Annotated in this window: 21 protein-coding genes; 13 read left to right on the top strand and 8 right to left on the bottom strand. The window is 67.7% G+C overall.

What is annotated here, in order from left to right; all coding sequences use genetic code 11:
* Nucleotides 1-19: 19 nt before the first annotated feature.
* The gene (putA, locus tag B6S44_RS26215; protein ID WP_129159804.1) at nt 20-3,136 is read right to left on the bottom strand and encodes a bifunctional proline dehydrogenase/L-glutamate gamma-semialdehyde dehydrogenase PutA; all 3,117 of its coding nucleotides are present in this window, start codon (nt 3,134-3,136) and stop codon (nt 20-22) included.
* A 113-nt stretch (nt 3,137-3,249) separates the two neighbouring features.
* On the opposite strand from putA, the gene B6S44_RS26220 reads away from it, so the two are divergent.
* The 3 genes from B6S44_RS26220 (at nt 3,250) to B6S44_RS26230 (ending at nt 6,758) form a co-directional block, all read left to right on the top strand.
* Entirely contained in the window at nt 3,250-3,723 is a 474-nt protein-coding gene (locus B6S44_RS26220) for an Lrp/AsnC ligand binding domain-containing protein (protein WP_057191841.1), read from the top strand.
* A gap of 187 nt (nt 3,724-3,910) precedes the next feature.
* Entirely contained in the window at nt 3,911-4,969 is a 1,059-nt protein-coding gene (locus B6S44_RS26225) for an ABC transporter substrate-binding protein (protein WP_248309768.1), read from the top strand.
* Between the two features lie 172 nt (nt 4,970-5,141).
* On the top strand, nt 5,142-6,758 hold the full coding sequence (locus B6S44_RS26230; protein WP_129159805.1) for an acyl-CoA synthetase: 1,617 nt from the start codon (nt 5,142-5,144) through the stop codon (nt 6,756-6,758).
* On the opposite strand, the gene B6S44_RS26235 is transcribed toward B6S44_RS26230, so the two are convergent.
* The 4 genes from B6S44_RS26235 to B6S44_RS26250 all read right to left on the bottom strand — a co-directional run bounded on the left by B6S44_RS26235 (nt 6,730) and on the right by B6S44_RS26250 (nt 11,583).
* Nucleotides 6,730-7,824: a GNAT family N-acetyltransferase gene (locus B6S44_RS26235; protein WP_129159806.1), complete on the bottom strand. Its 1,095-nt coding sequence runs from the start codon at nt 7,822-7,824 to the stop codon at nt 6,730-6,732. The genes B6S44_RS26230 and B6S44_RS26235 overlap by 29 nt on opposite strands.
* A 125-nt stretch (nt 7,825-7,949) precedes the next feature.
* Nucleotides 7,950-9,077, bottom strand: coding sequence for a CobW family GTP-binding protein (locus B6S44_RS26240; protein WP_129159807.1), 1,128 nt, complete (start codon nt 9,075-9,077; stop codon nt 7,950-7,952).
* A gap of 5 nt (nt 9,078-9,082) precedes the next feature.
* Nucleotides 9,083-10,000, bottom strand: a complete 918-nt coding sequence (locus B6S44_RS26245; protein ID WP_129159808.1) for a DMT family transporter — start codon at nt 9,998-10,000, stop codon at nt 9,083-9,085.
* Nucleotides 10,001-10,014: 14 nt separating this feature from the next.
* Entirely contained in the window at nt 10,015-11,583 is a 1,569-nt protein-coding gene (locus tag B6S44_RS26250) for a D-alanyl-D-alanine carboxypeptidase family protein (RefSeq protein ID WP_164985970.1), read from the bottom strand.
* 188 nt (nt 11,584-11,771) lie between these two features.
* Between B6S44_RS26250 and B6S44_RS26255 the strand changes: the two genes are divergently transcribed.
* The 5 genes from B6S44_RS26255 (at nt 11,772) to B6S44_RS26275 (ending at nt 16,732) form a co-directional block, all read left to right on the top strand.
* Nucleotides 11,772-12,674, top strand: coding sequence for an EamA family transporter (locus B6S44_RS26255; protein WP_129159810.1), 903 nt, complete (start codon nt 11,772-11,774; stop codon nt 12,672-12,674).
* Between the two features lie 70 nt (nt 12,675-12,744).
* On the top strand, nt 12,745-13,698 hold the full coding sequence (locus B6S44_RS26260; RefSeq protein WP_129159811.1) for a glycoside hydrolase family 19 protein: 954 nt from the start codon (nt 12,745-12,747) through the stop codon (nt 13,696-13,698).
* Nucleotides 13,695-14,081 carry a DUF4087 domain-containing protein gene (locus B6S44_RS26265; RefSeq protein ID WP_129159812.1) on the top strand — a complete coding sequence of 129 codons (387 nt, stop codon included), beginning with the start codon at nt 13,695-13,697 and terminating at the stop codon, nt 14,079-14,081. The genes B6S44_RS26260 and B6S44_RS26265 overlap by 4 nt, the downstream gene beginning before the upstream one ends.
* A gap of 227 nt (nt 14,082-14,308) precedes the next feature.
* Nucleotides 14,309-15,478, top strand: a complete 1,170-nt coding sequence (locus B6S44_RS26270; protein ID WP_129159813.1) for an acetyl-CoA acetyltransferase — start codon at nt 14,309-14,311, stop codon at nt 15,476-15,478.
* A 60-nt stretch (nt 15,479-15,538) separates the two neighbouring features.
* Nucleotides 15,539-16,732, top strand: coding sequence for an MFS transporter (locus tag B6S44_RS26275; protein WP_164985971.1), 1,194 nt, complete (start codon nt 15,539-15,541; stop codon nt 16,730-16,732).
* 3 nt (nt 16,733-16,735) lie between these two features.
* Here B6S44_RS26275 and B6S44_RS26280 read toward each other — a convergent pair whose 3' ends face one another.
* Nucleotides 16,736-17,008: a BolA family protein gene (locus tag B6S44_RS26280; RefSeq protein ID WP_248309769.1), complete on the bottom strand. Its 273-nt coding sequence runs from the start codon at nt 17,006-17,008 to the stop codon at nt 16,736-16,738.
* Between the two features lie 94 nt (nt 17,009-17,102).
* On the opposite strand from B6S44_RS26280, the gene B6S44_RS26285 reads away from it, so the two are divergent.
* The 3 genes from B6S44_RS26285 (at nt 17,103) to B6S44_RS26295 (ending at nt 20,561) form a co-directional block, all read left to right on the top strand.
* Nucleotides 17,103-18,737, top strand: coding sequence for a M14 family metallopeptidase (locus B6S44_RS26285; RefSeq protein WP_129159815.1), 1,635 nt, complete (start codon nt 17,103-17,105; stop codon nt 18,735-18,737).
* A 110-nt stretch (nt 18,738-18,847) separates the two neighbouring features.
* The gene (locus B6S44_RS26290) at nt 18,848-19,531 is read left to right on the top strand and encodes a J domain-containing protein (protein ID WP_349236391.1); all 684 of its coding nucleotides are present in this window, start codon (nt 18,848-18,850) and stop codon (nt 19,529-19,531) included.
* Nucleotides 19,532-19,688: 157 nt separating this feature from the next.
* Entirely contained in the window at nt 19,689-20,561 is an 873-nt protein-coding gene (locus tag B6S44_RS26295) for an urea carboxylase-associated family protein (protein ID WP_164985972.1), read from the top strand.
* A 100-nt stretch (nt 20,562-20,661) separates the two neighbouring features.
* Here B6S44_RS26295 and B6S44_RS26300 read toward each other — a convergent pair whose 3' ends face one another.
* A complete protein-coding gene (locus tag B6S44_RS26300; RefSeq protein WP_129159816.1) occupies nt 20,662-21,666 on the bottom strand; it encodes a trypsin-like serine peptidase in 1,005 nt (334 codons plus the stop codon).
* A gap of 182 nt (nt 21,667-21,848) precedes the next feature.
* Nucleotides 21,849-23,852 (bottom strand): protein meaA, encoded by a 2,004-nt coding sequence (locus B6S44_RS26305; protein ID WP_129159817.1) that lies wholly within the window; start codon nt 23,850-23,852, stop codon nt 21,849-21,851.
* Nucleotides 23,853-24,187: 335 nt separating this feature from the next.
* On the opposite strand from B6S44_RS26305, the gene B6S44_RS26310 reads away from it, so the two are divergent.
* Together B6S44_RS26310 and B6S44_RS26315 are read left to right on the top strand one after the other, a co-directional pair.
* Nucleotides 24,188-25,528 (top strand): metal-dependent hydrolase family protein, encoded by a 1,341-nt coding sequence (locus B6S44_RS26310; protein WP_129159818.1) that lies wholly within the window; start codon nt 24,188-24,190, stop codon nt 25,526-25,528.
* A 169-nt stretch (nt 25,529-25,697) separates the two neighbouring features.
* Nucleotides 25,698-26,939: an aminotransferase-like domain-containing protein gene (locus B6S44_RS26315; RefSeq protein ID WP_129159819.1), complete on the top strand. Its 1,242-nt coding sequence runs from the start codon at nt 25,698-25,700 to the stop codon at nt 26,937-26,939.
* The last annotated feature ends 6 nt before the right edge of the window (nt 26,940-26,945 follow it).

A 26,945-nucleotide genomic window follows, 5' to 3' on the forward strand; every position in this document is an offset into this window, starting at 1 on the left:
CGAGCATGACGCGTGAGACCTACTCCCCCATCGCGATCAGGCTGGCGTTGCCGCCGGCCGCCGCGGTGTTGATCGTCACCGTCTGCTCGGTGGCGAAGCGCGGGAGATAGTTCGGGCCGCCGGCCTTGGGGCCGGTGCCCGAGAGCCCGTGGCCGCCGAAGGGCTGCACGCCGACGACCGCGCCGATCATGTTGCGGTTGACGTAGATATTGCCGGTCGAGAGCCGGTCGATGACCAGCTCGACCGTCGTCTCGATGCGCGAATGCAGGCCGAAGGTCAGGCCGTAGCCGGTCGCCTCGATCTCGGCGAGCACCTTGTCGAGCTGGCCGGCCTTCCAGCGCACGACATGCAGGACCGGGCCGAAATGCTCGGCGGCAAGGTCCGCGACCTTGTCGAGCCGGATGATGTGCGGGGCGACGAAGGTGCCGGGCAGAGCCGGTGTCTTGCCGGCGTAAGTCACGCGGCCGGCGGCGCGCATCGCGGCGATGTGGCTGTCGAGCCGCTCCTTTGCGGCGGCGTCGATCACCGGGCCGACATGGGTCTCGATCGCACGGGGGTCGCCGAGGGTGAGCTCGCTGGCGGCGCCCTCGATCATCTCGACCATCTTGTCGGCGACGTCCTCCTGCACGACGAGCAGGCGCAGCGCCGAGCAGCGCTGGCCGGCCGAGCGGAAGGCGGAGAGGACGACGTCGTCGGCGACCTGCTCGGCGAGCGCGGTGGCGTCGACGATCATGGCGTTGAGGCCGCCGGTCTCGGCGATCAGCGGGACGATCGGGCCGTCCTTGGCCGCAAGCGCCCGGTTGATGGCGCGGGCGGTCGCGGTCGAGCCGGTGAAGGCAACGCCGGCGACGTCCTTATGCGCGACAAGGGCGGCGCCGAGCTTGCCGTCGCCGGGGGCGAAGTGGAGTGCGGTCTTCGGGATGCCGGCCTCGTGGAGCAGGCGCACGGCGAGCGCGGCAATCAGCGGGGTCTGCGGCGCCGGCTTGGCGACGACGCTGTTGCCGGCGACCAGCGCGGCGGCGACCTGGCCCACGAAGATCGCCAGCGGGAAGTTCCAGGGCGCGATGCAGACGAACGGGCCGCGGCCGCGCAGGATCAGACGGTTCTCCTCACCGGTCGGGCCGGGAAGCGCGGTCGGCACGGCGAACCGGCTTTCAGCCTCGGCGGCGTAATAGCGCAGGAAGTCGACGGCTTCGCGGAGTTCCGCGATGGCGTCGTCCAGCGTCTTGCCGGCCTCGGACTGGAGCAGCGCCAGGATCGGGCCGCGGCGCGCTTCCATCAGGTCGGCGGCCTGGCGGAGCGAGGCTGCGCGGTTGCGAGCCGGTGTCGCGTTCCAGGCGTGGAAGCCGGCCTTGGCCGCGGCCATCGCCTTCTCGGCGCTGGCGGCATCGCCCTCGGTGACGCGGCCGACCGGCTTGCCGTCGATCGGCGAGAGTACCTCGCGGGCGGTGCCGGAGCCGGGCTTGCCGTCGATCAGCGGCACGGCGTCGGGCACGGGCTTGGCCGCGGCGGCGTGGATCTCGGCGAGCAGGGTCGAAAGGCTTTCCGCATCGCCGAGCTCGACGCCGGCGGAATTGCGACGGCTCGGGCCAAAGAGCTCGGCCGGCAGCGGGATGCGGCGATGGCGGGCGGCGCTGGGCGTGCCGATCAGGTCGGCCGGCGGCACCAGGAGCTGGGCGACCGGCACGTCGGGATCGCCGGAGACCGAGACGAAGGAGGAGTTGGCGCCGTTCTCGAGCAGGCGGCGCACGAGATAGGCAAGCAGGTCCTGGTGGCCGCCGACCGGCGCATAGGTGCGGCAGGCGAAGCCGGAATCCTCCTGCAGCAGGCGCTCATAGAGCGCCTCGCCCATGCCGTGCAGGCGCTGGAACTCGAAGTTGTCGGCGTTGCCGGCCATCTCGGCGACGGCGGCGACGGTCAGCGCGTTATGGGTGGCGAACTGGGGGATGATGCGCGGGCGCAGCGCCAGCAGCTGCTTCGCGCAGGCCTCGTAGTTCAGGTCGGTCATCGCCTTGCGGGTGAAGACCGGATAGTCGGGCAGGCCGCGCTCCTGGGCGCGCTTCAGCTCGGTGTCCCAATAGGCGCCCTTGACCAGGCGGACCATCAAGCGGCGATCGTAGGCCTCGGCGAGGGCGGCGATGTGGTCGATCACCGCGGCGGCGCGCTTCTGATAGGCCTGGATGGCGAGGCCGAAACCGTCCCAGCCGGCGAGCGAAGAATCGGCCATCACCGCGGCGATGACGTCGAGCGAGAGCTCGAGCCGGTCGGCCTCCTCGGCGTCGACGGTGAAATTGAGGTCGTATTTTTTGGCCTGGTGGGCGAGCTCGACCACCTTGGGGGTGAGCTCGGCCAGCACACGCTCGCGGTTCGTCGCCTCATAGCGCGGGTGCAGCGCCGAGAGCTTGACCGAGATGCCGGGCCGGTTCGGCAGCTTGTCATTGCCGGCCGAGCGGCCGATGGCGTCGATCGCGTCGGCGTAGGAGGCATAATAGCGGTCGGCGTCTCCTTGCGTGCGGGCGCCTTCGCCGAGCATGTCGAAGGAGTAGCGGTAGAGCTTGCCCGAGCCGGAGCGGGCGCGCTTCAGCGCCTCCTCGATCGTCTGGCCGAGGACGAAATGGTTGCCCATGACGCGCATCGCCTGGCGCGTCGCGGTGCGCACAGCGGGCACGCCGAGGCGCTTGGAGAGGCTGCCAATGATGCTGGTCGGCGTCTCGCCCGGCTGGATGATGCGGGCGGTGATGCCGAGCGCCCAGGACGAGGCCGAGATCAGAAAGGCGTCGGACTTGGATTCATGGTGGGCGAAGTCGCCCTGGCCGAGCTTGTCCTCGATCAGCCGGTCGGCGGTGGCGGCGTCTGGCACGCGCAGCAGCGCCTCGGCCAGCACCATCAGTGCGAGGCCCTCCTTGGTCGAGAGCGAGTATTCGCGCAGCAATTCCTCGATGCCGCCGAGGCCGACCTTGCGGGTGCGGATCGCCTCGACCAGCGAGGTGGCGCGGGCGTCGATACGCGCCTTGGCGGCAGGGTCGCGGCGGCCGCCGGCGAGCAGGTGACCTGCGATCGCGGCATCGTCCTCGGCATAGGGCGCACGGAAGACGGGTGCGGTGCTGGCGGCAGGTCGCGGGGCGGGGGCGGCCATGGAAAGAGCTCCGAATTTCGGCGGCGGGATGATCTGCAGAATCATCGCAAGCCGGCTGGATATCAATGGAGATTTCAGCGATTATGCCGCAACTAATCCTGCAGGAAATTCAGATGGCAGAGAATAATCCGGTTCTCGATCGAACCGACCGGCGCCTGCTCGCCCTGCTCCAGAACGACGGTCGCGCCGCCGGTGTCGAACTCGCCGAGAAGGTGGGCCTGTCGCCGACGGCGACGGGTGAGCGGCTGAAGCGGCTGGCGCGCGAAGGCTTCATCACCGGTTATCGCGCCACGCTCGATCCGGTGAAGCTCGGCCTGCACCTCCTAGTCTTCGTCGAGGTCTATCTCGACAAGACGACGCCGGACGCCTTCGAGCGCTTCGCCGCGGCGGTGAAGCGGGCGCCGGAGGTGCTGGAATGCCATATGGTCGCCGGCGGCTTCGACTATCTGGTCAAGACCCGCGTCGCCGATATGGGCGCCTATCGTCGTTTCCTCGGGGAGGTCTTGCTGGCGCTGCCGGCGGTGCGCGAGACGCGGACCTATGCGGTGATGGAGGAGGTCAAGACCGACGGGGCGCTGCCGCTGTGACCGAGTTCGCACGGCCGCAGAAAAACGTAACCATTTCCGCGATTTCGCCGTGTTGTCGCCCTGTTGCCGCTTGACCTGCCGGCTAGTTGGGTCCTTCTAGGCGAATGCTTCTCCGGCACGATGTTTGCTGGAACGGAGTCCGTGAGTTGCTGCCGCCCTATCGGCCGCCGTCATTCCGGAGCCTGACATGTCCGCTGCGATGCCCCCGTTCCACGTGCCGTTGTCGCGGCGCGGCTTCGGGCGCGTTCTCGCTGGAGGCGCGCTGGCCGCGTCGACCGGGTTTTCCGCGCCCGCCGCAGCCGCAACGCAGCTCAAATTCACGCTGGACTGGCGCTTCGAGGGGCCGGCGGCGCTGTTCCTCATTGCGCTGGAGAAGGGCTATTTCGGCGACGAGGGTCTCTTCGTCACGATCGACGCCGGCACAGGTTCGCGCGAAGCCATTCCACGGGTCGTGACCGGTGGCTATGACGCCGGCTTCGGCGACGTGAACTCGCTGATCCGTTTCCGCGACGAGAATCCCAGCGTCGATCTGAAGGCGGTGATGATGGTTTATGACCGCCCGCCCTTCGCGATCGTCGGGCGCAAGAGCCGCGGCATCACGGCCGCTCCCAAGAGTCTCGAAGGCAAGAAGCTCGGCGCACCGGCGGCCGACGGGGCCTTCGCGCAATGGCCTGTCTTCAAGAAGGTCAATGGGATCGACGATGCCAAGATCAAGCTCGAGAATATCGGCTTTCCTGTGCGCGAACCGATGCTGGCTTCCGGCGAGGTCGATGCGATCTTCGGTTACGCGCATACCTCCGTCGTCAATATGAAGGCGCGCGGCGTACCGGCCGACGACATCGTCACCCTGCTGATGGCCGATCATGGCGTCGAGCTCTACGGCAACGCCGTGATCGTCTCGCCGAAGCTGCTGGCCGAGAAGCCGCAGGCGGTGCGTGGCCTGCTGCGGGCGATCACGCGCAGCGTCAGGGACGTCGTTGCAGATCCCGAAGCGGCGATCGCCGCCGTGCTCCAGCGCAATGAGGGCGCGCGCCCAGAGATCGAGCGGGAGCGCCTGAAGATGGCGCTCGATCACTATGTGATGACGCCGAACGTCAAGGCGAACGGCTTCGGCGGCATCGACAAGACGCGCTGGCAGAAGGCGCTCGACCAGATCGCGCTGACCTTCCCGTTCAAGGACAAGGCGAAGGCCGGCAACGCCTTCGCCGAGGGCTTCCTGCCGGCGGAGGCCGAACGGGCGTTCTAAGCGACCCGCTGGTTTACTTTAGGCCAAGGTGACAGCGGCTTTGGGCTTCGCCTATCGTGCGCCGCTTTTCGCAAGAGCACGCGCAGATCGCCGCGTGCTCAATCTGTCATTCTGAGCCATGTCCGATCAGGTTGTTTCAACCTGATCGGACATGGCTCTTGGGGCCTGCCGCATGCTTCCCGACATCCGCGACTATGAGCGCCTGCGCGCCGCGTTCCGCTGGCGGATTCCGGAGCATTACAATATCGGCGTCGATTGCTGCGATCGCTGGGCTGTCGCCGAGCCTGGCAAGGTCGCGATCCTCGAAATGCAGCCCGACTGGTCGGTCGTGCCGGTCAGCTATGGCGAATTGCGGGCGCAGTCCAATCGGCTGGCCAATGCGCTGCGCCGGCGCGGTGTCGGGGAGGGCGATCGCGTCGCGATCCTGCTGCCACAGGGGCGGCATGTGCCGATCGCCCATATGGCTGCCTACAAACTCGGCGCCATCGCGGTGCCGCTGGCGGCGCTGTTCGGAGCCGATGCGTTGTCCTATCGGCTGCGGGACAGTGCGGCGAAGGCGCTGATCACCAATGCCGCCGGACTTGCGAAGCTCGGCCAGATCGTCGAGCCGCTGCCGGAGCTCGAACTGGTGATCTCGGTCGACGGGCCAGATGGGCGAGCCGAGGGGTTTGCTCGCGCACTGGAAGCCGAAAGCGAGGAGTTCGCGCCTGTCGACAGCGGCCCGGACGACCCGGCGCTGATGATCTACACCTCCGGCACGACCGGCAACGCCAAGGGCGCATTGCATGGCCATCGGGTGATGCTCGGCCATCTGCCCGGCGTGGAGATGCCGCACGAGTTCCTGCCGCAGCCGGGCGACCTGCTCTGGACGCCGGCCGACTGGGCCTGGGCCGGCGGCCTGCTCAACAACCTCTTGCCGGCGCTGCATCACGGCATCCCGATCGTGGCGCGGCCGACGGCGAAGTTCGATCCTGACGAGGCGTTCCGGCTGATGGCCGATGTCGGGGTGCGCAACTGCTTCATCCCGCCGACGGCGCTGCGCATGCTGCGGGCGGTGGAGAACCCGCGCGGGCGCTATGACCTCAAGCTGCGCACAGTGGCCTCGGGCGGAGAGTCGCTCGGCGCCGAGACGCTGGCCTGGGGCCGCGAGAAACTCGGCCTGACCATCAACGAGTTCTACGGCCAGACCGAGTGCAATCTCGTCCTCGCCTCCTGCGCCGCGATCGACGTGGTCAAGCCCGGCTTCATCGGCAAGGCGGTGCCGGGCCACGAAGTCGCGGTGATCCGGCCCGACGGCAGCCTGTGCGAGCCGGAGGAGGAGGGCCAGATCGCGGTGCGCCGGCCCAACCCGGTGATGTTCCTGCACTATTGGCGCAAGCCCGAGGCGACCGAGGCCAAGTTCATCGGCGACTGGATGACCACGGGCGATCAGGGCTCGCAGGATGGCGAGGGCTACATCCGCTTCGTCGGCCGCGACGACGACGTCATCACCTCGTCCGGCTATCGGATCGGGCCAAGCGAGATCGAGGATTGCCTGCTGCGCCATCCGGCAGTGGCGCTCGCGGCCGTGGTCGGCAAGCCCGACGCGCTGCGCACCGAGATCGTCAAGGCCTTCATCGTGCCGAAATCCGGCTATGAGGCCTCGCCGCAGCTCGTCAAGGAAATCCAGGGCTTCGTGCGCGAGCGGCTGGCGGCGCATGAATATCCGCGCGAGATCGAATTCCGCAGCGAATTGCCGATGACCACCACCGGCAAGATCATCAGGCGGCTGCTGCGCGACGCCGGATGACGAGCGGTGCGCGGCGGGCCGTCGCCGCCGAGACGGAAAGCCGGATGTCGCCGAGCCGCAGCGGCGCCGTGACGGCGTGCGGGCCGGGAACATCGCCGACGATCTCGCTCTGACGGCTACGCCGGCCGAGCCAGGCGACGAGCTGCGCCAGCGGCGCGAAGCTGGCGAAGCGATCATCCTCCGCACCGGAATAGAGCCAGAGACGCGGACCCTTACCGACGAGGACCGCGCCGGCGACCAGCTTGTCGTCGAGGCTCAGCAGGCCGACTCGGCAGCGATGCGAACTGGCGAGATTGCGTGTCATGGCGCGCAGGAAAGCGCCCTCGCGAATGTCCTGCAGCGCGGCGGCGCCGGCGCGTGCCAGCGAGCCCGAGGCTTCGAGCGCCAGATGCAGCTCGACCATGTCGCGCAGCTCCTGTCGCGAGCTGGATTCGGCGAAGGTGAGCTTGCCGTGACGTGACAGACCATGGCGCAGGGCGGTGAGATCTGGCGCCCCCACGCTGGCTGGCGGTTCCGGCGTCGGTTCGAGCGAGGCGGCGTGGCCCGTGTGTTCGGCAACCCGCAGCAGGCTGCGCAGGAACGGGCCATCGAGATCAAGGTGGTGCAGCTGGAGGTTTTGCGTGTTGGCGAGACCCCATCGGCCGGAGGCGTGGAGCAGGGTGGCGACGACGCGCTCCGCCTGATCCGCGTCGATCAGTGGCGTGGCGATGCCGAGGCGAGGATTGCTCAAGCCGGTCAGCTCGTCATGACCGAGCAGGCGGCGCTGGAGACGGGCCGGGGCGAAGCCGAGCAGCCGCCGCGATGCGGCCGCGCCGCTCCAGACTAGCAGCACCGGCGTGTCGCGGAAGTCGACGAGGTGCTGGGCCGCGGGCAGGGCAAAGTCGGGCTCGAAGAAAGGATTTGCCTCGATGGCGCGGGCGGCGAGGTCGCGCCATTCGGTTTCGATGGCGGCGCAGGCGGCGAGCGTGCGGCGCTCGAGCCGGAGCGGGCTCCCCTCTGCGGACGATTCGACGGCGCGGGCTCGCTCGGGCGCTGCTGGCATTGCAGGAGCGACAAGGTTCGGCATGGCGCAGCCCTTTCGCGGCTCGCCCTGCTTCGGTGCGCTTTCGTGCCGGATCGGCACGCATGCGCGGGACGGTGCAGGGGTCTGCGCGGGACGAACCAAGAAACGGGCCGGGCGGGGCAGGCTGGTCAGGCGTGATGGTGGTGGTGATCAGGCTGCGCCTGGGCAGGTGCGGGCCGGCCGAGGAAAGCCGACCAGAGCCTGGCGACAGTCTCCTCCTCCAGATCCTTGACGATCAGGACGAGGCGGGAGCGATGGTCGGCATCGGGCCAGGCGGGCAGCAGCACCGGCGGGTGCAGGATCTGCTGGACGGCATGGACTAGCAATGGTCCCTCGGGATGCTCGGCAAGCGCGACCAGCCCCTTCAGCCGCAGCAGCCTGGCGCCATGGGTCGAGCGCAGCAGGGTCCAGAACAGGTCGAAGGTCGCCTCGCGGATCGGGGTCTCAGCCGTCAGTGTGAAGGCGCGGATGCTGGCATCATGGCGATTGACGTCGTGATGATGGTGGTCGTGGCCGCCGTGATGGTGATGGCCATGAGCCTCGCCATGATCGTGCTGGTGGCCGTGATTGTGGTGATGACCGTCCGGCACCTCGGCCGCGAGCCAGCGGCGCAACTCGTCAGGACGCTCGGCGATGTCGTAGAGGCCGGCGCCGACGAGCGCCTCGGCCGGTGCGTCGGGAGCGAGGATCGCAATGCCTGGATTGAGCTCGTCGAGCCGCTTGCGCAGCGCTGTGACGGCCTCTTCGTCGGTCGCGATGTCGGCCTTGGTCAGTACGAGCCGATCGGCGGCGACCACCTGCCGGAGCGCTTCGGGATGGGCATCGAGGGTCGCCATGCCGTTGACGGCGTCGACCAGCGTGACGACACCGTCGAGCTTGAAGCGCATGGCGAGATAGGGGTGGTTGATCAGCACATTGAGGACCGGCGCCGGGTCGGCAAGGCCGGTGGTCTCGATTACCAGGCGCTTGAACGGGGCGGTGCGGCCATTATCGAGCCGGCGCAGCAGGTCCTCGAGCGTGACGATCAGATCGTCGCGGATGGTGCAGCACAGGCAGCCCGAGGCGAGCAGGATCATGCCGTCCTCGATGCCTTCGACGAAGAGATGGTCGAGGCCGATCTCGCCGAACTCGTTGACCAGTACGACCGTGTCGGCGAGGGCGGGGTCCTTCAGCAGCCGGTTGAGCAAGGTGGTCTTGCCGGCGCCCAAGAACCCGGTCAGCAACGTCAGCGGAATTGGCTCGGGGCGGTCGGACATGCGCTTCAGGTTCCTGGCGCGGTCACCACTGACAGTCGGCGGGCTCGCTTTTGTTCCAGTATTACATTGGCGATGATCGCGGCGACGACAAGGGCGCCGCCGGTATATTGCAGCGAGCCGACACGCTCGCCGAGAAAGACGGCGGCGATCGCGACGGCGAAGACCGGCTCGGCGCAGAAGGCGAGGGCGGCCGGGCCGGGCGCGACGCGGGCGAGCGCCAGCACCTGGAGCAGGAAGCCGATCAGATAACCGCCGATCGTCACCGCGACCGCGATCGGCGCGAGCGCCAGCGCCGCGGGCGGCTGGAACAGGCCGGTGAGGACAAGGATAGCGAGCGTCACCGGCAGGATGACGAGATGCGACCAGAACAGTTTGGGCAGGGTCCCGGTGTCGCCGCAACGCGCCGCCGAGAAGAACTGCACCGCGGCCAGCACGCTTGCGGCGAGTGCGAGCGCCAGCCCGCGCGGGTCGAGCCCGTGCCAGTCCGGCCCGACCACCATGGCGACGCCGACGAAGGCGAGGAGGGCGATCGCAATCCGGTCGAGGCTGAAGCGGGCAGGGGTGAAGAGCGGCTCGGCGAGCACGATCAGGATGGGAAAGGTATAAAACACCACGGCCGCCACCGTGATCGGCAGGAAGGCGACCGAGGAGAGATAGGCGCAGGCGGTGAGCGCCGTGCTGAGGCCGAACAAAGCGAGCGCCGACCAGTGCCGGCGCGGCACGACGAGGCTGGCGCGCCAGATCAGCGCCGCACCGACGACGAGCGCCAGCATCAGGAAGACGCGGTAGAAGACGATGAGCGGCCCGCTCAGCCCGGCATGGCCGGCGAGCTGGGCGCTGACGATATTGGTGCCGAAGGCGGCGGCGGATGCCAGCGCCAGCGCAAGGCCGTGCTGGGCCGAAGAGGCGCCGCGCTCGTGCATGTTACGCCGTCGGGTCAGGCGTCGGGTTTATTGGCATCGGGCTTGGCGGCAGGCTTCGCGCCCGCCCGGGCCGGCGGTTTGGCGAGCGGCTTGGCCTGTGCCTGGCTCGGCTTGGCCTTGGCCGGAGCTGTCTTCTCCGAAGCCGGCTTGGTCAGCAGCGGCTTGGCGGCGGGCTTGTTCGCCGCCTTGATGCCGGCGGCGGCGCCGGGGCGCAGGCTCGCCGGGGTCGCGGCACCGGGCTGGATCGCGCCCTGCAGGCGCATCGGACCGGAGCCGAGGGCGGCAGCTGCGGGGCGCTCCTCAGGCGTCGGCGTGACGGGCGCGAAAGCGGAGGAGGAGGGCGGGATCGCGCCGTTGCCGGAGAAGGTGCGGCTGCCGGCGACGAGGCCGGCCGCAACCGGCGCGCCGGGCTTGATCGTCTCGCGCGCAACCTGGGTGTCGGGCCTGGCCACGGCATTGGCGGCGAGCGGCGCCGAGGCAGATCCGGGCGAGCGGCCGAAGGAGACCTGGATGGGATCGAACTTGACGCGCGGTCCGAGCGTGATGCGGCCGGACGGCGAGCGCGTCAGCACCGCGCCGGAAGCGCCGCCCTGCGGCACGGCCGCGGCAAAGCGGTCCGAGGTTCCTTCGGCATTGCCGCCGAGGCTGAAGTTGCTGCTGGTGAAGCTGATCGGCCCGGAGGTCTCGGCATCGTCGCCGAGCGCGTGGCCGCCGCGGCGGACGCTGTCGCAGATGCTGTAGGCGCGCCCGCCATTTCCGGCCGGCATGCTGGAGATGCTGCCGCCGAAGCCGCCCCATTTGCCGAAGCCGTCATCGAGCAGTTGCGCTGCCTTGACGGTGCGCTCCGCGCCGGAATTGGCACCCAGGACGACGGCGATCAGGGTGCGGCCGTTGCGCGTCGCGGTGGTGACGACATTGAAGCCGGAGGCGCAGACGAAGCCGGTCTTCATGCCGCTGATGCCGTAATAGCGGCCGACGAGACCGTTGGTGTTGTTCAGCACCTGCTTGCCGAGCTGGACCGCGCCGGTGTTCCAGTAATCGGAGTACTGGCTGAACTCGTTCATCAGCGCCATGGCGAGCACGGCGAGGTCGCGGGCACTGCTCTGCTGGTCGGGATGGTGCCAGCCGTTGGGATTGACGAAATGGGTGTCGCGCATGCCGAGGCGCTGCGCCTCAGCGTTCATCATCGAGACGAAGGTCTCGACATCACCGCCGACGCCCTCGGCAATGACATAGGCGATGTCGTTGGCCGACTTCACCATCATGATGCGCATAGCGTTGTCGAGCGTGATCTCCTGGCCGGCCTTGATGTAGACCTTGACACGCGGCTGGCTGGCGGCGCGCTTCGAGGCGGGGATCGCGGTCTCGAGCCCGATCTTGCCCTCGCGCACGGCCTTGAGCGCGAGATAGAGCGTCATCATCTTGGTGGTGGAGGCCGGATGCCAGGCCTGCGTCGGGCTCTCGCTCGACAGCACGGCGCCGCTCGAGGCGTCGACCACTACGCTCGTGCCGGCTTCAGCCGGAGCGGCGACAGCGAGGAGCGAGGCGAACGTGGCGCCGGCGGCGAGGCGGAATGAGATCATCGGCAGAGGTCTTGAACCTGTCTTGGCGGGAGTCGAGGGCTTCAACGCGACGCTTGAGGCATTTTCGAGACGGCGGGCGACAATCCTGCCTCGCTGATGACGCATACCTACCCCTCATCGGGCGATTTGCCTAGCGGGGCGTGGCGGTCCAAAGCATCCGCGGTGCTTTTTCTGCAGGATGCCAGCGCGTGAGTCTCAGCCTTCTGTGGATACCGGTGACGCTCGCCGCCTCGCTGCTGCAGACGGCGCGAAACCTGACCCAGCGCTCCCTGACCGAGGTGATCGGCGTTGTCGGCGCAACGCAGGTGCGCTTCCTGTTCGGGCTGCCCTTCGCGCTGATCTTCCTGCTCCTTGTCTGCCTCGCCAGCAGCAGCCCGCCGCCGACGCCGGATCTGCGCTCCTTCGGTTTCGCCGTCTTCGGTGCGCTGACCCAGATTCTCGCCACGGCGCTTATGTTGGCGGCGATGCGCGAGCGCTCCTTTGCGGTGACGACCGCCTACACCAAGACCGAGCCGGTGCAGGTCGCGCTCTTCGGCACGGTGCTGCTCGGCGATGCGCTGGGCTGGGCGAAGTTCTCAGCGATCGTCGTCGCCACCGCCGGCGTGGTGCTGATGTCGTGGCGGCCGGGGGACAAGCTCAGCGCTGCCGGCCTGCGTCCAGCGGCGCTCGGGATCGGCGCTGGCGCCGCCTTTGCGCTGTCGGCGATCGGCTTTCGTGGTGCGATCCAGGCCTTGCCGGAGGGGCATTTCCTGATGCGGGCGACTACCATCCTGGCGCTGGGACTGGCGATGCAGACCCTGATCCTGACGCTCTACATGCTCGTCGCCAACCGGCCGGCGCTGATGCTCAGCCTGCGCAACTGGCGGCGCTCGCTTGCTGCCGGCTTCCTCGGCGCCGCCGCCTCGCAATGTTGGTTCATCGGGTTTTCGCTGACGACGGCGGCCAATGTGCGCACGCTCGGGCTGGTCGAGGTGCCGCTGGCGCAGATCGCCTCGCGCCGGATCTTCTCGGAGGGCACGAGCTGGCGCGAGCTCAGCGGCATGGCGCTGATCGTCGCCGGCGTCGGCGCCCTCCTGCTGCTGGCGATTTAAAAAACCGAGCCACGCATTCGTCGCAGTCCCTGCCTAGGGCTTTCCAACGACGGGCCCAGGGAGACGCGCTATGGCGGCGAACTACCATTACGTTGGAACCTATGACGAGCGGATTTTCGAGCAAGAGTTCAGGGACCGTTTCGGCAAGAAGCCGCGTTACAACGCCAACGCCATTCCGGATCTGCTGGTGCTGCTGCGCCTGATCAGCCGGGACACCAGCATCACCGATGTCCGCTGGGCCGCCTATATGCTGGCGACCGTCGCCTGGGAGACAACGAGCCCGGTGACCCGGTTCGTTCAGGCCAAGAACAAGAAGGGCAAGCCGCTGGTCGACAAGGCCGGCAAGGCCGTGATGCTCAAGCGCCGCGCCTGGCTGATGACGATGGCGCCGGTCGACGAGGTCGGCCACGGCAAGGGGCGCAAGTATCACGAGCCGGTCAAGGTCGCGAAGCTCGCCGACGGCAGCGTCCGGATCACCGAGCAGGATGGCGACCAGTTCAAGGTCACGGCGGCCGGCCTGATCTCAAAGCTGACCAAGGGCGCCAAGATGGGCACGGTCGATGGCGGCGCCGCCGACAAGGCCTACAATGACGATACAGGTGCCGAGCTCGCTTATTTCGGCCGTGGTTATGTCCAGCTGACCTGGTGGTCGAACTATGCGACGACCGGCGCGGCGATCGGCCAGGGGCTCAACCTGCTGCTCGACCCGGAACTGGTGAAGACGCCTGCCATCGCCTACGCGGTGATGTCGCACGGCATGCTCACCGGCGACGGCTTTGCCAATGGCCGGAAGTTCTCGACCTATTTCAGCGGCAAGCTGCGCAACTATGTCGGCGCGCGCGCCATGGTGAACGGCTCCGACCACGCCAAGGACATCGCTGCGATCGCCGAGGTGTTCGAGGCGGCTCTGCTGGCCGCCGGGCCGCAGCGGCCGATCACCTTCGCGCCGCCGATCGATTCCAGCCTCGCCGGCATGCCGCTGCCGGGCGCGCGGTTCACCAGCCAGTCGAGGTTCTTCCAATGAGCCGCCGCTCGTTTGCCGCCGCTGCGGTTGTCCTGATCCTTGGGGCCGGTGTCGCCGTTGCGCAGCAGCCGGGCAGCCAGCAGCGCTGCGGCTGGCTCGACAACCCGACTCCGGGCAATGCCTCGCTATACGACAAGGACGGCGAATGGACGATCGCCGTGCAGGGTGGGCATCAGGCGAAGGGCGACTGGCCACCACCCTACAAGGCGGGCGAATGGCGCAAAGCCGGGAACGGCAGCTACGGCTATGGCTGCGCCTGCATGACCGTGAAGGTTGACGCCGAAGAGAAGAACGTCCTCCATATCGTCTCCGCGAAAGCCAGGCCGCTGGCGGCCTGCCGGAAGGACAAGGCGCTGTCCGAGGTCGAAAAGAGTCTGCGCTGAGCGCTTCGGCCTTCGCGTAAGTCGCTGAGCGGCAGGTTTCGCCCATTTTCGCCATGCCCTGATTGCAGGGGCGGTCTCCGCTTGCCTGAACAGCGTCCTATCCCGCTTGACTTGATCCGGCTTCCGTTGGCCTTTCCACGCACGGGAGGAATGCGCGCTTGCCGGCTTGCCGGCGAGCCTGCGCGGGTGCAGATACTGTGTATCTGCACGTTAGTGAGGAGAAGACCATGAGCGCTGCAATCGTCGGCTGGGCACATACCCCCTTCGGCAAGCAGGACACTGAGACGGTCGAGAGCCTGATCGTGCGCGTCGCGACCGACGCGCTGGTCGATGCCGGCATCACCGCCGACCAGGTCGACGAGATCGTGCTCGGCCATTTCAATGCCGGCTTCTCGGCCCAGGACTTCACCGCCTCCCTCGTGCTGCAGGCCGATCCGGCACTGCGCTTCAAGCCGGCGACGCGTGTCGAGAACGCCTGCGCCACCGGCTCGGCGGCGGTGCATCAGGGCGTTCGCGCGATCAAGGCCGGGGCGGCCAAGGTCGTGCTTGTCGTCGGCGTCGAGCAGATGACCACGACACCTGGCCCTGAGATCGGCAAGAACCTGCTCAAGGCCTCCTATCTCGCGCAGGAGGCCGATGTTCAGGGTGGCTTCGCCGGCGTCTTCGGCAAGATCGCCTCCTCCTATTTCCAGCGTCATGGCGACCAGTCGGACGCGCTCGCGCTGATCGCGGCGAAGAACCACAAGAACGGCGTCGAGAACCCTTACGCCCAGATGCGCAAGGATCTCGGCTACGCCTTCTGCCGCGAGGAGAGCGAGAAGAACCCCTATGTCGCCGGCCCGCTGAAGCGCACCGACTGCTCGCTGGTCTCGGACGGCGCCGCCGCGCTCGTGCTCGCCGATGAAGAGACCGCCAGGACCCTGCGTCGCGCCGTCGGCTTCCGCGGCATGGCCCATGTCCAGGACTTCCTGCCGCTGTCGCGCCGCGACATCCTGAAGTTCGAGGGCGGCGCCCGCGCCTGGCAGCAGGCGTTGGCCAATGCCGGCGTCGCGCTCGACGACCTCTCCTTCGTCGAGACGCATGACTGCTTCACCATCGCCGAGCTGATCGAATACGAGGCGATGGGCCTGACCAAGGAAGGCGACGGCGCCCGCGCCATCAAGGAAGGCTGGACGCAGAAGGACGGCAAGCTGCCGGTCAACGTCTCCGGCGGCCTCAAGGCCAAGGGGCATCCGATCGGCGCGACCGGCGTCTCCATGCACGTGCTCAGCGCGATGCAGCTCGTCGGTGAGGCGCCGGAGGGCATGCAGGTCAAGGATGCCCGCCTCGGCGGCATCTTCAACATGGGTGGCGCTGCGGTGGCGAACTACGTCTCGGTGCTCGAGCGGGTGAAGTGAGGCGAGGGCCGCCGACGAATTCAGGTCGGTGGTCGTTTTGAAACTGGCCGGAGACGCGGCGTGACCATCTTCTTCGCGCTGCTGCCGGCCTATGTGCTGTCAATCTTCTACCGATCCTTCCTGAGCGTGATCGCCGGACCGGTGATGGGCGATCTGCGCATCGGGCCGGCCGAGTTCGGCCTGCTCGGTGCCGCCTGGTTCATGGCCTTCGCGCTGGCGCAGTTCCCGGTCGGCTGGGCGCTCGACCGGATCGGGCCGCGCCGGACGGTCGCGGTGACCATGGCGATCGGCAGTGTCGGCGCCTTCCTGTTCGCGCAGGCCGGCAATCCCACGATCGCGACGGCAGCGATGGCGCTGGTCGGGATCGGCTGCTCGCCGATCTTCATGTCGTCGCTCTATCTGTTTGCCCGGACGCAGGCGCCGGCACGCTTCGGCCTGTTGACTTCGATCTTCATCGGCCTCGGCTCGCTCGGCAATCTCGTCGGCGCCGCGCCGCTGGCCCTGGCTGCGCAGGCCTATGGCTGGCGCCCGACCATGCTCGCCTTCGCTGTGGCGTTCCTGCTCGCGACTATTCTCGCCGCGGCGCTGGTGCGCGATCCGCCGCCGGTCACCGACGCCTCGGGCAAGCATGAGGGCCTGCTGCAAGGCCTCAAGAGTATCGTCGCGATCGGGCCACTCTGGCTGCTCGCGCCGATCACCCTCGTCGGCTACGCGATCATCGCGACGGCACGGGGCCTCTGGATCGCGCCTTACATGGCGCAGGTCCATGGACTCGATGGAATCGCCGCCGGCCATGCGACACTCGGCATGGCGACGACCATGATCGTCGGCGCCTTCGCCTATGGCGCCTTGCAGAAGCGGGCGGGTCGCAACAAGGCGCTGGTCGCCTGGGGAACGGTGGCGACCGGGATCGGCTTTTGCCTGCTGGCTCTGATCGGTGCGCAGTCGCTGGCCGGCGCCGTCCTGCTCTTTGCGATCGTCGGCGCGACGGGCTTCACCTATGCGATCCTGATGGCGCATGCGCGCGTCTTCTTCCCCGATCATCTGGTCGGGCGCGGCATGACCTGCATCAACTTCCTGTTCATCGCCGGGGCGGGGCTGATCCAGTGGGGCTCCGGCTGGTTCGTCGCGACGCAGCGGGCCGACGGGCGCGACGCGGCACAGGCTTTCGCCAACATGCACTGGGGCTTTGCCGCTCTGCTGCTCGTCTCGACCGCGATCTATCTGGCGACGCCGGAGCGGCGGGTAGCCTGAGGCTCAAGCCTCGCCCGGCGCGCGCGCCACGATCGCCAATGCGTGCACGCTGCCGGCGAGCTCCTCGGAGAGCGCCGCATTGACGAGGCGATGGCGCTCGAGCCGGCTCTTGCCCGCGAAGGCGGCCGAGACGACCTCGACACGGAAATGCGTCTCGCCACCCTCGCGCCAGCCGGCATGGCCGTGATGCTGATGCGATTCGTCGATCACCTTGAGATGCTCCGGCGCGAGCTCAGCGGTGAGCTTGCTGGTGATCCGGTCGGCCATGGTCGGCATGAAGGCTCCTGTCGAGTTGCTTGCTCAGGTTCTGGGGCAGTCTCATAGTCCTTGAGGGGCAGGGCGGAAACGCGTCTTTCGCGTGGAGGCGGTGATGATGACGATCTGGCGCATGCTCGCTTTGGCGCTTTGCGTCGCCGCAACGCCCGCGCTGGCTCAGGATGAGGGGCGTGTTGCCGACTACAAGCAGAGCGAGGCGGTGCTGGCGCGCTACAAGCCGGTGCCGATCGCGCTCGCGACCCCGGCGCTGACGCGCGGCACACCCGGGCTGACTACGCAAGCCGAGCTCGACGCCTTCGTTGCTGATCTCGCCGCCAGGGCCCCTGGCCGGGCCGTGCTCGGTTCACTCGGCAAGTCGCAGCAGGGGCGCGACCTGCCCTACCTGATCTTCTCCAAGGAGGGGCTGAAGGACCCCGCCGCGCTGAAGGCGCTCGGGCGGCCGGTCGTCTGGTTCGTCGGCCAGCAGCATGGCAACGAGCCGGCGGGGGCCGAGGCGATGCTGGCGCTGGCGCATGACCTCGCGATCGGCGATCTCGGCGCCGTGCTCGACAAGCTCGTGGTGGTGATCGTACCGCGCAGCAACCCGGACGGGGCGGCGGCCGACAAGCGGCCCGGCGCCAGCGGCTTCGACCTCAACCGCGACCATCTGCTGCTGACCCTGCCGGAGACCAGGGCGCTGCACACCAAGCTCGCCGAGCTGCCGGCCGATGTGATCGTCGACGTGCACGAGTTCTCGGTCGCCAATCGCTGGCTGGAGAAGTTCGGTGGGCTCAACGCCGCCGATGCGATGATCCTCTACGCCACCAACCCGGCGGTGCCGCAGCCGACGACGAAGATCGCGGCCGAGCTGGTGAAGCCCGCCATGGACAAGGCGATGGCGGAGAAGGGGCTCTCCTCCTTCTGGTACTTCACCACGAGCTACCGCAAGGACGACAAGCTGGTCTCGATGGGCGGCAATGCGCCGGGGATCGCGCGCAACCTGTTCGGGCTTTCCGGTGCGGTCTCCTTCCTGATCGAGACGCGCGGCGTCGGCCTGAAGCTGGAGAATCTCGAACGCCGCATCGCGACCCATTACGTGATCTCGCGCGCCGTGCTCGACACCGTGGCCACAAACGACAAGACCGTGCTGGAGGCGGTGAAGGCGGCGCGGGCGGAGCTGGCGCGCAACCAAAGCGAGCTGATCGTCGGGCACCGTATCGCGACGGAGACGGTCGCGATACCGCTCGTCGATCCGGCGACCGGCGCCGACATGCCGACCCCGGTCGAGTTCCGCGACTCGCGCAAGGTCACGGTGACGAACAGCCGGGTGCGGCCGGAAGGCTATCTCGTCCTCCCGGAGGGGCAGGCGGCGCTCGAAGCGCTCAAGCTCAAGGGCATTGCAACCTGCGCGCTCGGCGGGCCTGCGACGCTCGAAGTCGAGGCCTTCATGGTCGAGCAGAAGGGGCCGGTGAAGAAGGTCGACCGCGAGAACATCAATCCGGACCAGGCGGTCAAGGTCGAACTCCGGCCACGCCGGATCGAGGTTCCAGCGAATGCTGTGTTCGTGCCAATGACGCAAACAGGCGCCAATGTCATCGCCGCCTCATTGGAGCCGGATTCTCCGGGCTCTCATGTCGGCGTCGGGGTGGTGGAAACCGCGCCGGCTTCAGGCGAGGCGCCCATCTATCGTGTGCCTCGTGGAACCAAGCTTGCACTCGCGGTCGGAGGCGATACGGCCTGCGGCCGTTGAGTTTCGAGCGTGGAAACACTATTTTGGGTGAGGTTCCGGCCGTTTCGGCTGGGCCGGGTTCCTTAAGCAATCAGGGTCAAGCTGTCGCCAAGGCGATTGGCTTGCTGCAGGTGCGGGGCGATCCGCGCAGCAGCCGGCTTGTCGATGCAGCATTCCACCCGCATAACCATGAGACGATGAATTTCAACTCGCGCCTTTTCGACCGGATCAGGATCGGCCCTTCCGAGGCGGAAGAGGTGGTCGAGGCCGATGCGCGTCATTGCGACCATGCGGGCTGCACCAAGTTGGGCGAATTCCGCGCGCCGATGGGGCGCGGCAAGGAAGGCAAGTTCTTCCAGTTCTGCCTCGAGCATGTGAAGGCCTACAACGCCACCTACAACTACTTCTCCGGCATGAACGATGAGGCGCTCGCGGCTTACGCCAAGCAGGAGGAGATCGGCCATCGGCCGACCTGGAAACTCGGCGTCAATGCCAGCGCCGCCCGGATGGCGCAGCGCGGGCGTGGTCCCAGCGAGCAGGATGGAGCGGATGTGCAGGATGCCTTCAACCTGTTCCGCGGCCGTGCCCGCCGCGAGCAGGAGCGAGCTGAATCGCGCGTCGGCGTGCTGGCGAAGAAGGCGCTGGAGACGCTCGACCTCGACGAGACCGCCGACCGTGCCGCGATCAAGGCCCGCTACAAGGAACTGGTGAAGCGTTTTCACCCAGACGCCAATGGCGGCGACCGCTCGCGCGAGGGGAGGCTGCAGGAAATCCTCAAGGCCTACCAGACGCTCAAGACGAACGGGCTGGTGTGAGGCCCATCAGGTTTTTTCGTCATTCCGGACAAGCTGCGAAGCAGCGCAGCTCCGGAATCCATCGTAAGGCGCCGGAGCCTTACGATGGATTCCGGCGTTCCGCTTCGCTCCAGCCGGAATGACGATGCTCTGTGATTGAACAACTGGCGGAGAAGGCATGACCATGGATTCTCAGGTGATCGCCCCCGCTGATGCCGAGGAGCGGCGGGCCAGACCGCCGGTCGTGGTCTATCCCAATGGCAGCCTGCCTGGCGCCGACATGGCGATACTGGAACGAGCCCGCCAAACCCTGACCAAGCGCGACGAGATCATCGTGCCGCCGCGCGAAGCCGGCAGCTTCCATGTACCGAAAGGCCATTTCTTCCGGATCGTCAGCATCGAGGGGCCGCAGGTCGGCGACCTCAATCTGTGGAACGCCGACGATCTCGACGAGCGCTTCTTCAGCGGCAAGACGCGTGCCTTGCATGCGACCCATCTCGGCGCCGGCGACCGCCTCTGGAGCAATCTGCCGCATCTGCGGCCGATGGCGACGATCACCCATGACACGCTCGGCTGGTACGGCTTCGACCAGGATGGCGCCGGCGTCCATGACGTGATCGGCACGCGCTGCGATCCCTATACCCACCGGCTGCTCGGCGATGGCGGCGACTACCATCATTGCTGCCATTCGAACCTCGCTCGCGCCTTGGGACAGGCGAGGGGACTGCCGGCGCGCGAGGTCGAGCATCATGTCCACGACGTGCTCAACGTCTTCATGTGCACGGGCTTCACGAAGGACATGCACCAGTACTTCATGAAGGCGAGCCCGGTCAGGCCCGGCGACTTCCTCGAGCTCTTCGCCGAGATCGACCTGCTGGGAGCGATCTCGGCCTGCCCGGGCGGCGATTGCGGCCAGACGCATTCGAGCGACGTCGCGCGCTGCTATCCGCTTAAGGTCGAGATCTACGAGGCCGATCCGGCCGCGCTTGCCGGCTGGCATTCGCCGCGGCGCAGCCCGTATCGGCGCAGCCACGGCGAGGCGGAAGGCTGAGATTCGTCATTGCGAGGAGCGTAGCGACGAAGCAATCCAGGGGCGGCCGAGCTCTACGCCCCCTGGATTGCTTCGCTACGCTCGCAATGGCGGAAGCTGCTCAGTTCTTCAGCAGCGAATTCATCCCGTCGGTGTCGAGATTGTCCGAGCCGCGCACGCTGCTGCGTTCGGTCGAGCTCGGCTGGTCGCCGTCCTGTCCGCCGCCGGACGCGACAGAGCCGCCATCCGCGGCCGGCGCCTGCCCGCCAGCACCCGCCATCTTGCGCAGCAGGGGGCTGGCCTGGAGCAGCGCCGTCATGCTGGTGGCGGTGTTGTAGCTGTTCGGATCATTGGGAGCGAGGCCGCCCTGCTTGTGCAGCGCGATGCCCGAATTGCCGGCGTTGTAGAGAAGCGAGCCGGACGAGCCGCCGAGCGTATCGCAGCGATGGCGCATCTCGGCCGCGTCGCCCTGCTGGCGCGTTGCCATGCAGCGGAAGCGGCTCATCACCTTGGGCCGGCCGGCCGGGTGGTGGATGACCATCAGCGAGGGGGCGCCGCCGGTCGGCGTCGCCGCGAGCTTGACCGCCCCATAGGTCGCGGTCGGATTGCCCTTGGCCTTGACGATGGCGTAGTCGAGATTGGCGTTGAATTCGACTGGCTTGGGCTCAAGCTCGAAGACCTTGGCGCCCTTGCCGTCCTGCGTCAGGAAATCCATGACGATGATGGCGCGCATCGGCGTCATCTCGCCACTCTGCGGCAGGCAGTGATGGTTGGTCAGGACATAGTCACCCGGCAGCAGCTCGCCGGTGCAATGGGCGCCGGACTGCTTGCCGGTCTTGTTGTCCTTCAGCAGGATATCGATGCGCCCGACGGGCTTGGCCATCTTCGCGAGCGGATCGCGCTGATCGAGCTCTGCGATCGGCTCGAAGGCGCCCTTGTTGCTTTCGATATGGGTCGCAGCGTCGCCGGTGCTCTGCCGCCGGGGCATGCTGACCTTGCCGAAGTCGCTGGGGTCGAAGCCCATTGTCTGGGCAGCGGCGGGGCCTGCGAGGGCAAGGCCCATGGCACCGATAAGGGCGGCGCGGAGGTTGGCCCCGGTCGAATTGGTCTGCAGCCATGCGGGCATGCGCTTCTTCCTCTCCTCAAGCGGGTCCCTCGCGGCCCTGCCGACGACCGCCTTCAGGCACGGACCGGTGCCGCGGGACGCGGGCACGGCCGAGCAGTACCGGGACGATAGTCGTCCGCACGCGCTTGGGAAACCCTGAGCGCTTTTCGCAAGAGCCGGAAGCTGGGGAAGGCGATCGGCTCTCAGCGCTTCTTCGCTGCCATGCCGGCGACGTCGGCGATGATGCCGTCGAGCGCGAAGTCCTTCGGGGTATAGACCCGCGCCACGCCCATGTTCTTCAGCGCGTTCTCGTCGTCGGGCGGGATGATGCCACCGACCACGACGGGGACATCCATGCCGGCGACGCGCAGCCGTGCGGTGACGTCGCGCACCAGTGGCAAATGCGAGCCCGATAGGATCGAAAGCCCGATGATGTCGGCCTTTGTCTCCTGCGCCTGCGTCACGATCTCCTCGGGCGTCTGGCGGATGCCGCCATAGGAGACCTGCATGCCGGCGTCGCGGGCGCGCACCGCGATCTGCTCGGCGCCGTTCGAATGGCCGTCCAGCCCCGGCTTGCCGACGAGGAAGCGCGGCGGGCGGCCGAGTTTCTCGGTTGCCAGGGCAACGGCGGCCTTGACTGTGGCGAGCCCGGCATCGTCGCCGAGCTTGGTGGTGTCGACGCCGGTCGGGGCGCGGTATTCGCCGAATATCTCGCGCAGGGTCTGGGCCCATTCGCCGGTGGTGACACCGGCCTTGGCGCAGGCGATCGAGGCCGGCATGACGTTGCGGTCCTCCTTGGCTGCGCTGGCGAGCTCGGCGAGCGCGGCCTCCGCCGCATTGCCGTCTCGCGCTGCGCGCCAGGCCTTCAGCCGGCCGATGGCTTCGATCTCGACCGAGTCCGGAACCGTGACGACATTGCCTTCGCCCGCCGAGAGCGGCGAGGGCTCGCTGGTTGTGAACTTGTTGACGCCGACGACGATCTGCTCGCCGCGCTCGATCGCCTCGATGCGGCGGGCTCCGTTCTCGACCAGCGCCATCTTCATGTAGCCGCTCTCGACGGCGGCGAGCGCGCCGCCCATGGCGTCGATCTTCGCCAGTTCGGCCAACGCGGCCGCCTTCAGTTCTTCGACCTTGGCGTCGACCTCTTTCGAACCGTCGAAGATGTCGCCGAATTCGAGCAGGTCGGTCTCATAGGCGAGCACCTGCTGCATGCGCAGCGACCATTGCTGGTCGAAGGGACGGGGCAGGCCGAGCGCCTCGTTCCAGGCCGGCAATTGCACGGCGCGGGCGCGGGCTTTCTTCGAGAGCGTCACCGCCAGCATCTCGATCAGGATGCGATAGACATTGTTCTCGGCTTGCGGCTCAGTCAGCCCGAGCGAATTGACCTGCACGCCATAGCGGAAGCGACGATGCTGCTCCTCCAGCACATTGAAGCGCTTCAGCGTGATCTCGTCCCAGAGATCGACGAAAGCCCGCATCTTGCAGAGCTCGGTGACGAAGCGCATGCCGGCGTTGACGAAGAAGGAGATGCGGCCGACGATGCTGCCGAACTCCTCCGGTGCGACCTCGGGCCGGGCCCTGATCGAGTCGAGCAGGGCGATCGCGGTTGCGAGTGCGAAGGACAGCTCCTGCACCGGCGAGGCGCCGGCCTCCTGCAGATGGTAGGAGCAGACATTGGTCGGGTTCCATTTCGGCAGTTCGCGCGCCGTGAACACGACGATGTCGGTGGTCAATCGCATCGAGGGGCGCGGCGGGAAGACATAAGTTCCGCGCGACAGGTATTCCTTGACGAGGTCGTTCTGGGTCGTGCCCTGCAGGGCGGCGCGGTCGGCGCCCTGCTCGTCGGCGGTGGCGATGTAGAGCGAGAGCAGCCAGGCCGCCGTCGCATTGATCGTCATCGAGGTGTTCATCTGCGCCAGCGGGATCTCAGCGAACAGGGCCCGCATGTCGCCGAGATGGGTGATGGGCACGCCGACCTTGCCGACCTCGCCGCGCGAGAGCACATGGTCGGGGTCGTAGCCGGTCTGGGTCGGCAGGTCGAAAGCGACAGAGAGACCGGTCTGGCCCTTGGCGAGATTGGTCCGGTAGAGCTTGTTTGATTCGGTCGCGTCGGAATGGCCGGCATAGGTCCGGAAGATCCAGGGCTTGTCACGCGGCAAAGGCTTGTCGCGCTGGGTCTGGTTCCGAAGCGGATCGATCGCGTTCATGGTCGCTCCCTGCCGTGCCATCTTAATGTGCCCGTGCAATCGCGATTGTTGCACTGCAGCGAAGATAACGCCAGTGGGCGGCGGCGTCGCCTACGACATTGGGAGAAGGCTCGGCTGAGTCGAAATCTCTGAAGAGCCGGGGCACGACAGGGTTGCGGCCAGGGCATGCTTGACCGGCCATCCTGTCGATTGACGAGTTCCAGTGGCCGTCCGCAGATTGGCGGCCAGCAGCAGGGGGAATTCTGCGCAACGATCAAGCGACGCACTCGACCGACAGGCTCTGCCGACAAGGCAGGATGGCTGATGGCGATGACGTTGCTGAGATGGAGGAATCGATGTCGAAAGCGATAATGCTCGCCGCTGCGCTCGTCGCGGGTCTGGCGCCGGCGGCCCTGGCGCAAGCGCCGGCCGGCGACCGCTGGACGATCATTCACGCCGGCGCAGTGCTTGCGGTGCCCGGCACGCCGGCCCGGGCCAAGACCAGCCTCATCGTCAAGAACAGCCTGATCCAGGAGCTCAAGGACGGCTTCGTCACGGCAGACAGCATCGGTGCCCCGGCGCAGGCGGTGACGGTGGTCGATCTCGGCGATCGCTATGTGCTGCCGGGCCTGATCGACAGCCATGTCCACATCACCTCGGAGCGAGCGCGCGACAGCGAATTGCAGCGCGTCAAGAAGACCGGCGAGAATGTCGCGCTCGACGGCGTGGTCTATGCGCGGCGCACGCTCGACGCCGGCTTCACCACGGTGCGCGATCTCGGCTCGCGCGGAGCGCCGGCGCTCGCTTTGCGCGACGCGATCCGTCGGGGGCAGGTGCCCGGCCCGCGCATCGTCGCAGCGGGCCAGTCGATCTCGGCGACCGGTGGTCACTCCGACACCAACGGCTTTGCGCCCGATGTCTTCCCGGAGCTCGGCGAGAACATCTGCAATGGCCGCGAGCAGTGCCGCCATGCGGCGCGCAACCAGATCAAGCGCGGCGCCGACGTCATCAAGATCACCGCGACCGGCGGCGTGCTGAGCAACACCGCAGCCGGGACCGGCCGGCAGATGTTCGATGACGAGATCGAGGGCGTCGTCGAGGCTGCCCATGCCATGGGGCGCAAGGTGGCGGTGCACGCCCATGGCGCCGACGGCGTCAATGCGGCGCTGCGGGCCGGCGTCGACTCGATCGAGCACGGCACCTATCTCAACGACGAGTCGATCGCCCTGTTCAAGAAGAGCGGCGCCTATCTCGTTCCGACCGTGCTTGCCGGCGCGACCGTAGTGAGGATGGCGGATGAGGAGGGCTTCCTGCCGCCGGCAGTGCGCGACAAGGCGCGGCAGGTCGGGCCGCTGATGCTCGACATGCTCGGCCGCGCCTATCGCGGCGGCGTCAAGATCGCCTTCGGCACCGATACCGGCGTCAGTGAGCACGGCAACAATGCCGAGGAGTTCGCGCTGATGGTCAAGGCCGGCATTCCGGCCGATATCGCGATCCGGATGGGGACGGTCGACGCGGCCGACCTGCTCGACCTCTCGAAACAGATCGGGACGCTCGAACCCGGCAAGGCCGCCGATGTGATCGCGGTCGCCTCCGATCCGACCAAGGACATCACCGAGCTGCAGCGCGTGCTGTTCGTGATGAGCAGTGGCCGCGTGCACAAGGCGGCGCCGGCGAAGGTTGCGGCGAAGCCGTAAGGACGAGCGGCGCGATGACCTGTCGTCGTCGCGCCGATCTTCAGGCCCGCTGCGCGAGTAGCCCCGCGCACCGCCCGTGCAATCATTGCGCGGGCACCTTCATGTCGGGCCTGCTACACAGCCGAAAGCGGGCGACCGCTCCGATCGAAGCGACAATGGTGCAAGTGTCATGGTGATTTCGGATGGCCGGCCGGGAGAGCGGCCGGCCTTCGCCCGCTGGCTCTCGACCGGCAACAGCATCACCCAGCAATTCATGGCGATCGGCGGCCGTCCGGACGTCGTCAGCCTTGCCGGTGGGTTACCGGCGGCCGAGCTCTATCCGGTCGAGGCGATCGCAGCGGCGCAGGAGCGGGCGCTGACGCGCTGGGGCACGCAGATCCTCGAATACGGCCCGATCGAAGGCTTGCCGGCGCTGCGGGCCGCGATCGCCGAGCGCTTCAGCGCAACGACCGGGCGCCGCTTCGGGCCGGAGAACGTAATGCTGACGACGGGTGCGATGCAGGGGCTCGACCTCGTCGGCAAGGCGCTGGTCGATCCCGGTGAATTAATCCTCTCGCAGTTCCCGACCTATCTCGGCGCACTCGATGCCTGGCGGCCGCGCATGCCGCGCTATGAGAGGCTCGACTGGAGCCTGCAAGCGCCCGGGCAGGATGCGGCGCTGCGCCAGGCCAAGTTCGTCTATGCCGTGCCGAACTACTCCAACCCAACCGGCGTGCTGGTGCCGCAGGGCGAGCGCGCCGCCATGCTCGACAAGGTCGAGGCGGCCGGGACCTGGCTGCTCGAGGACGATCCCTATCTGCCGCTGCAATTCGACGGGCCGGCAGGGCCGAGCATCCTGTCCCATCATGCGCAGCGCCATCCCAACGGTCCCTATGCTGGGCCGGTGATCTATCTTGGCACCCTGTCGAAGAGCCTGGTTCCGGGCCTGCGCGTCGGCTGGGTCGTGGCCGAGGCCTCGCTGATTGCGACGCTGGCGCTGGCCAAGCAGTCGACCGACATCGCTTCCAGCCTGCTGACGCAGGCCATCGCGCTGGAGATGATCGAGAGCGATTTCGAGGCACAGCATATCCCGAAGATCGTCGCGACCTATCGCGAGCGGCGCGATGCGCTCTGCGCTGCGGCCACCGAGCATCTATCCGACTGGTTCGACTGGGAGGTGCCGCCGGGCGGCATGTTCGTCTGGATGCGGGCCAAGGATGCGGCGATCGATACCGATGGGCTCTATGCCCATGCGCTGGCGGAGAATGTCGCCTTCGTGCCGTCGAGCGTGTTCGATCCGACGGGAGCGCTTAAGAGCGCGATGCGGGTCAATTTCACCCGCTCGGCGCCGGACGTCCTGGTCGAGGGCGTGCGCCGGCTGGCGCGGGCAGTGCAACGCCTGCTTGCCGAGCGGCCCGGCCGGGCGGCGTGAGTTTTG

It is taken from the genome of Allobosea sp. Tri-44 (assembly GCF_004123845.1).
Lineage (GTDB): Bacteria > Pseudomonadota > Alphaproteobacteria > Rhizobiales > Beijerinckiaceae > Allobosea.